Annotated in this window: 9 protein-coding genes and 1 rRNA gene (1 of these 10 cut by a window edge); 7 read left to right on the forward strand and 3 right to left on the reverse strand. The window is 38.3% G+C overall.

Translation table 11 applies throughout. The features are described from left to right. Positions 1-10 precede the first annotated feature (10 nt). The 5 genes from NZ853_06505 to NZ853_06525 all read left to right on the forward strand — a co-directional run bounded on the left by NZ853_06505 (position 11) and on the right by NZ853_06525 (position 2,843). Positions 11-838, forward strand: a complete 828-nt coding sequence (locus NZ853_06505) for a hypothetical protein (GenBank protein MCS7205331.1) — start codon at positions 11-13, stop codon at positions 836-838. A gap of 108 nt (positions 839-946) precedes the next feature. Next, positions 947-1,405, forward strand: coding sequence for a hypothetical protein (locus tag NZ853_06510; GenBank protein ID MCS7205332.1), 459 nt, complete (start codon positions 947-949; stop codon positions 1,403-1,405). Positions 1,406-1,434: 29 nt separating this feature from the next. After that, entirely contained in the window at positions 1,435-1,902 is a 468-nt protein-coding gene (rplM, locus tag NZ853_06515) for a 50S ribosomal protein L13 (GenBank protein MCS7205333.1), read from the forward strand. 9 nt (positions 1,903-1,911) lie between these two features. Continuing rightward, on the forward strand, positions 1,912-2,337 hold the full coding sequence (gene rpsI / locus NZ853_06520; GenBank protein MCS7205334.1) for a 30S ribosomal protein S9: 426 nt from the start codon (positions 1,912-1,914) through the stop codon (positions 2,335-2,337). Positions 2,338-2,429: 92 nt separating this feature from the next. After that, on the forward strand, positions 2,430-2,843 hold the full coding sequence (locus tag NZ853_06525) for an ACT domain-containing protein (protein ID MCS7205335.1): 414 nt from the start codon (positions 2,430-2,432) through the stop codon (positions 2,841-2,843). 26 nt (positions 2,844-2,869) lie between these two features. On the opposite strand, the gene sucD is transcribed toward NZ853_06525, so the two are convergent. Both sucD and sucC read right to left on the reverse strand, forming a co-directional pair. Next, positions 2,870-3,745 carry a succinate--CoA ligase subunit alpha gene (gene sucD, locus NZ853_06530; GenBank protein MCS7205336.1) on the reverse strand — a complete coding sequence of 292 codons (876 nt, stop codon included), beginning with the start codon at positions 3,743-3,745 and terminating at the stop codon, positions 2,870-2,872. A gap of 12 nt (positions 3,746-3,757) precedes the next feature. Continuing rightward, positions 3,758-4,969, reverse strand: a complete 1,212-nt coding sequence (sucC, locus tag NZ853_06535) for an ADP-forming succinate--CoA ligase subunit beta (GenBank protein MCS7205337.1) — start codon at positions 4,967-4,969, stop codon at positions 3,758-3,760. A gap of 282 nt (positions 4,970-5,251) precedes the next feature. Between sucC and NZ853_06540 the strand changes: the two genes are divergently transcribed. Both NZ853_06540 and NZ853_06545 read left to right on the forward strand, forming a co-directional pair. Beyond that, on the forward strand, positions 5,252-5,449 hold the full coding sequence (locus NZ853_06540; GenBank protein MCS7205338.1) for a hypothetical protein: 198 nt from the start codon (positions 5,252-5,254) through the stop codon (positions 5,447-5,449). 118 nt (positions 5,450-5,567) lie between these two features. Then, on the forward strand, positions 5,568-5,702 hold the full coding sequence (locus NZ853_06545) for a hypothetical protein (protein ID MCS7205339.1): 135 nt from the start codon (positions 5,568-5,570) through the stop codon (positions 5,700-5,702). A 129-nt stretch (positions 5,703-5,831) separates the two neighbouring features. Here the strand turns inward: NZ853_06545 and NZ853_06550 are convergent. Beyond that, positions 5,832-6,290: ribosomal RNA gene (locus tag NZ853_06550) — 23S ribosomal RNA — on the reverse strand (it continues 2,509 nt past the right edge of the window).

Below are 6,290 nucleotides of genomic sequence, written 5' to 3' on the forward strand. Positions count from 1 at the left end.
GAGGACAAAAATGGAAGGTTTAATAAAATTTTTAGATAGCTACGCATTGATTGCTTTATTAATCAGCGGTATGGGTTTATTATATAAATTGTATTTACACTTTCATAAGGCATTCACAAATCCCTCTGTGATCAGACCATATCGTAATAACATAGCTGATAAAATTGAACCCCGTGGGATTATAGAATCCGTGATCTTATTCTTTAAATCTCCAACAACAAGAGCTTCTCGAGGAAATCCCATCTTTGCTATTGGTGCGATATTATACCACATTGGGATTATCACAGTAACAACGGGTTATGGAATTTCATTAGTGATACTTCTCTACCACATCTTCAATGGAAACCCAATTCCTGATGTATCTACTCATGCCGCTGAATCCTATAATTATTCTTTAAGTAATATCTTTGCCATTATTTTTGGAAATGGAGAATGGCTACAAGCTAAATTCTTATTCGGTCCTTTTGCTGAGTTCTTTGTGTATTTCACATGGATCATAGTGATTAGTGCTTTTGTTGGAAATACTCTCCTTATGGTTGTTCATATCTTTGGTTTGAGTGGCGCAATTACGAAAGATATTGATCCTGCAGCACGTGGAGTTCGTAGAAAAGGTCGATTTAAGTTCTCCCATTTGGCACTAACAGCTTTAGTTTATGCCATCATCTGGACCGAGATATTGGCAAGACTCGAGATCGTTCATGGTATTGTTTACATTCACTCAATCTTGGGTGCTACTATGATCATGATCTTTCCATATACATACTTATTCCATATGTTTTCTGCACCGATTGCTGTATTTTACGGTGCAAGGAGATGGAGATACCGCTACCTTGCTTAATTTTGAACCTCCTCGATTTAAAGCTGGGGTTTTAACACCTCAGCTTTTTTATTTTAAATTATTCTATAAAGAAGTTTACGTTTATAAGAAATCAAATTTATTATACACGTGGAAGAAAAACCTTCAAAAAGCTCTAATTCAATACTTAATAAATACCAAAAAATACTAAATCAAATAAAACAATTAGAAAAAGAAAAGGATCAGCTTTTCCGTGATATAAATGAAAAAAGAAAAACCTTCAAAGAATTGAAAATAAAATTAAGTCAAACCCAAAAAAATTATCAAAATAAGATCAAACAGTTAACTAATGAATATCAAGACTTGCAAAATGACATTCATACCATCCAAAAAAAGATCAATCGCATAAAACAACTTCAAGCAAAACAAGAAACAATACTCAATGAAATATTAGAAAACTTAAACACACAACCCAAGGATCACAAGGATCAATTGACACAAAAACAAGAAATACAAAATGAATTAAAAAAAGTCTTGGAAGAACTCCAAACCTTAAAGCTGAATAGACAAAAACTAGAAAAATTCATTGATGAACTATTGAAGAAATAATTTTTGGTTTCTATCATAAAGGAGTAAAAATGAGTAGTCATCTTTTGCCATCGCAAAAGACTCCCTTTGCGAAAAATCAGGAAATTAAGAAAAAGTGGGTTTTGATTGATGCGACAAATCAAACTTTAGGTAGATTAGCTTCATTCATTGTTCATAGACTTCAAGGAAAATACCGAGTTGATTTTTCTCCCCATCAAGACGTAGGAGATTATGTTGTTGTTATTAATGCTGATAAAGTCAAAGTAACAGGGAAAAAAGAAACGGATAAGATTTACTATCGATATAGTGGTTATCCAGGTGGTTTGAAAAAAGCTACTTTCCGAGAAAAAATTCAAAAAAACCCAACTGAAGTATTAGAGTTAGCCGTAAAAAGAATGCTTCCCGATGGTAGAAGAGGAAGAAAACTCCTCAAACACTTAAAAATTTACTCAGGTCCAAATCATCCACACATAGCTCAAAAACCCGAACTTATCACGATCAATTACAAAAAAATGTAGGATACACTCATGGAAAATCAAACTACAACCCAAACCACAGAAAAAAAGAAGCAAAGAGTGATTTTTGTAGGTAGAAGAAAAACCTCCGTTGCAAGGGTCCGACTTAAAGAAGGCAATGGAAAAGTCATCGTTAACAAACGAACATTGGAAGAATACCTTCCTATTTTACGTCTGCAGAAACATGCCATTGAACCTTTAGAAATCACAAATTTACGAAACCAGTTTGATGTTTATGTGAACGTAAAGGGAGGGGGGATTGACGGACAAGCAGGTGCAATACGACTGGGAATTGCTCGTGCTATAGAAGCCAAATATCCTGAGTTGAGAAAAGTTTTGAAACAACACAAAATGCTAACAAGGGATCCACGGATGGTGGAAAGGAAAAAATACGGAAAACACAAAGCTCGAAGAAGCACACAGTTCTCAAAACGCTAATCATTTTTTTTCAAAAAAACCAGAACAAAATAATGATTTACACATTGGTGATCTCTGCTTACTCTGATTGAAAAATTTTTAAGGAGAGAGTTATGAAAATTGTTCCGCAGTTAACCATCATCGCTTCTAATAAACCTGGGGTATTAGCGAATATTTGTGGCTCACTATCGGATGAAAACATCAACATCACTGGTATAAGTGTTGTGGATCATATTGAATACGCCATCATCCGTATGGTAGTAAGTGATCCTAAAAAAGCCATCCATCTTTTGGGGGAAGCAGGTGTTCCTGTATTAGAAAGCGAAGTAATTGAAGTTCCTCTAAAAAAAGGACCTGGTTCTTTGGAGTATGTAGCTGAAATCTTGGCTAATGAAAATCTCAATATTGAATACGTTTATGCTACGGAGTCTCCTTCGAATGGAGGTGAATCTATTTTATTTCTAAAATCTAACGATAACAAAAAAGCTTTCGAAGTATTACAAAAAAAATTAGATAAGTATGAGTAAAATAGACGGTCTTTGGACCGCCTATTTTATCTGCCAAGAACTTCTTTCATGGTTCGTCCAATATAAGCTGGGTTTTCGACTACCACAATACCTGCTTTTCTCATAGCTTCCATCTTGCTTTGAGCTGTTCCTTTCCCTCCGGTGATGATGGCACCCGCATGTCCCATTCGTCTTCCCGGAGGAGCTGTTTGACCAGCTATGAATCCAACAACTGGTTTTTTCACATTATCCTTAATCCACTCAGCGGCATCTTCTTCGTCAGTTCCTCCAATTTCTCCTATGATGATGATGCCTTCGGTTTCGGGGTCCTCGTTCAAAAGCTTGACGGCTTCTTTGTGTTTGGTTCCAATTACAGGATCTCCGCCGATCCCAATGCATGTGCTTTGTCCTAGACCCAGAGCTGTAAGTTGTGCCACTGTTTCATAAGTCAAGGTTCCTGAGCGAGAAACCACCCCGATGGTTCCCTCTTTGTGGATGAAACCGGGCATGATACCTATCTTGGCTTTGCCGGGACTAATAACCCCCGGACAGTTAGGACCAATCAATCTTGATTTGGAATTTTGAAGAACCGTATATACTCTTGCCATGTCTCGGACTGGAATGCCCTCCGTGATACAAACAATCAATGGGATTTCTGCTCCAATGGCTTCTAAAATGGCATCAGCAGCAAAAGGTGCGGGAACAAAAATCACTGTGGCATTGACTCCTTCTTTTTCCACGGCTTCACGAACAGTGTTAAAAATTGGAACACCATGTTCACTTTTTTGTCCACCCTTCCCAGGAGTTACTCCTGCAACTACGTTTGTTCCATACTCAATCATTTGTTGGGTATGAAAACTTCCTTCTTTACCAGTGATACCTTGAACAAGTAAACGAGTATTTTTATCAACCAATACTGCCATGGGAAACTCCTTTTAGTGTTTTTTTAATACTTCGCGAATTTTTTGAGCGGCATCTTCCATTTCATCAGCCACAATTATGGGAAGTTGTGATTCTGCTAAAATCTTTGCAGCGAGATCCGCATTGGTTCCCTTCAGACGAACAACAAGAGGAACTTGGATTTGAACTTCTCTTGCTGCTTGCACAATTCCATTCGCAACCCGATCACACTGAACAATCCCACCAAAGATATTAATAAAAATGGCTTTTACGTTAGGATCACTCAGGATGATCCGAAAGCCATTTGCCACTGTAGTGGGATTCGCACCTCCACCCACGTCCAAAAAGTTTGCGGGGAAAGAACCAGCATGTTTAATCAAATCCATGGTTGCCATTGCCAAACCAGCTCCATTCACCATACATCCAACCTCACCATCTAAGCGAACGTAATTTAAGTTGTATTCGCTTGCTTTGATTTCCAAAGGGTCTTCTTCGGTTAAGTCTCGAAGTTGTTTGGCTTCCGGATGACGAAACAAGGCATTATCATCATAACTAAATTTACAATCTAATGCGACAAGCTCATTTTCTGTGCTCAGAACCAAGGGATTGATTTCCACTAAAGACGCATCTTCTTGGTCATAGACTTTCCACAAGTTGAGCAAAAAAGGGACACCGGTTTTGATGGTTTCATCAGGCACATTCAATCGATAAAGGATTTCTCTGGCTTGCCATGGCATCATACCAATCGCAGGTTCTATCGGAAGTTTGACGATTTTCTCCGGGAATTTCGCTGCTACTTCTTCGATTTCCATTCCTCCTTCTGAGGATGCCATGATGATGGGTTTATTGATGGAGCGATCATGCAAGATACTTACGTAAAACTCTCGAGCAATTTGGGTTCCTTTTTCTAAATATATCTTGAGGACCTGTTTCCCTTTGCCACCTGTTTGATGAGTCACCAAGTAGTTGCCTAAGATTTTTGAACCGTATTCAATGGCTTCTTCCCTTGATTTAGCGATCTTGACACCGCCTTCTAAAACTTTATTGGATGTTTTTGGATCCTCTCCATCGTAAACGATTCCTTTTCCTCTCCCTCCTGCATGGATTTGTGCTTTGATGGCTACAACACCACCTAAAGAGTCATAAGCGGAACCTATATCTTCTCTTTTCTCTACAACCCGACCATCTTGAACCTTCACTCCATACCTTCTTAGGATTTCTTTTGCTTGGTATTCATGGATTTTCATAAAGTCTCCTGTTGGAAAATTGTGTTAGAATAAAAAGAATTAAAACTCAAAATTTGAGATAAAAACTGAATGTCAAATCACTTTGGAAAGTGCTAAGCAAATAAGTTCATGTTTGGGTATCCAAATGAAGCTGACTCTCTTTTAGTATGAAAATTTTCTTTTAAAAAAAAGAAAAAATTAAATTCTTTATGTAATTTCGTAATTAAACTTACAAAATTTTTTTTAGAAATTAATTAAAAAAATGATTCAGACAACTTCGACTTTGAGGATTTGATCGAAGATTTGGAATTACTTATTGGAGAGGTATTAGAAAAAACTAAAAATTATTTGTGTGATAAGAGATATGAGCTAACACTAGATATAATTAAAGCTATTAATTCCACTTTAGAACTCAAAGAAAAGTTGGAAAATTTCAAAGATGAATGGACTGAGAAATTTCGTCCACAATTAGATGAATCTTTCAAATTGGAAAAAGATTAAAGAAAGGACTTAGAACTCCTGAGGAAAAATTTAAAATTCTTAGAAAGTTTGATTGAGTTGGGTGGCAGCAGAAAGATAAATGATGTTTTGGAGAAAGTCGAAAAGAAAATGAAATACCTTGAACAATCACGATAAAGAAGAACTATCATCACATGAAATTCGTTGGAAAAACCCAGCAAAATGGTGTAGGATTACTTTAAGGATCAAGGGTTATTTATATTATAACGTCACCATGGGGTATCTGGAAAATTAATGATGTTGGAAGAGCTTACTATCAAGGATGGTTAAAAGCCTAATAACTTAGCATCTTCTCCATAAAATAAAAAACCCCGCACGAAGCGGGGTTTTTTTGACCAAGTTGGGTTTACCAACCTGGGGTAATATGGTCAAGCCTCACGGCATATTAGTATCTCTCGGCTAAACGCATTGCTGCGCTTACACCTGAGACCTATCAACCTCGTAGTCTTCGAGGCGCCTTTAGTCCGGTTACCCGGATGGGAGATCTTATCTTGGGGTGGGCTTCCCGCTTAGATGCTTTCAGCGGTTATCCCGTCCGGACATGGCTACCCAGCGGTGCTCTTGGCAGAACAGCTGGTGCACCAGAGGTCCGTCCATCCCGGTCCTCTCGTACTAGGGACAGCTCCCCTCAAATCTCCTACGCCCGCAGCGGATAGGGACCGAACTGTCTCACGACGTTCTGAACCCAGCTCACGTGCCGCTTTAATTGGCGAACAGCCAAACCCTTGGGACCTACTCCAGCCCCAGGATGCGACGAGCCGACATCGAGGTGCCAAACCGGTCCGTCGATATGAACTCTTGGGACCGATCAGCCTGTTATCCC

Source organism: Leptospiraceae bacterium (assembly GCA_025059995.1).
Taxonomy (GTDB): domain Bacteria; phylum Spirochaetota; class Leptospiria; order Leptospirales; family Leptonemataceae; genus SKYB61.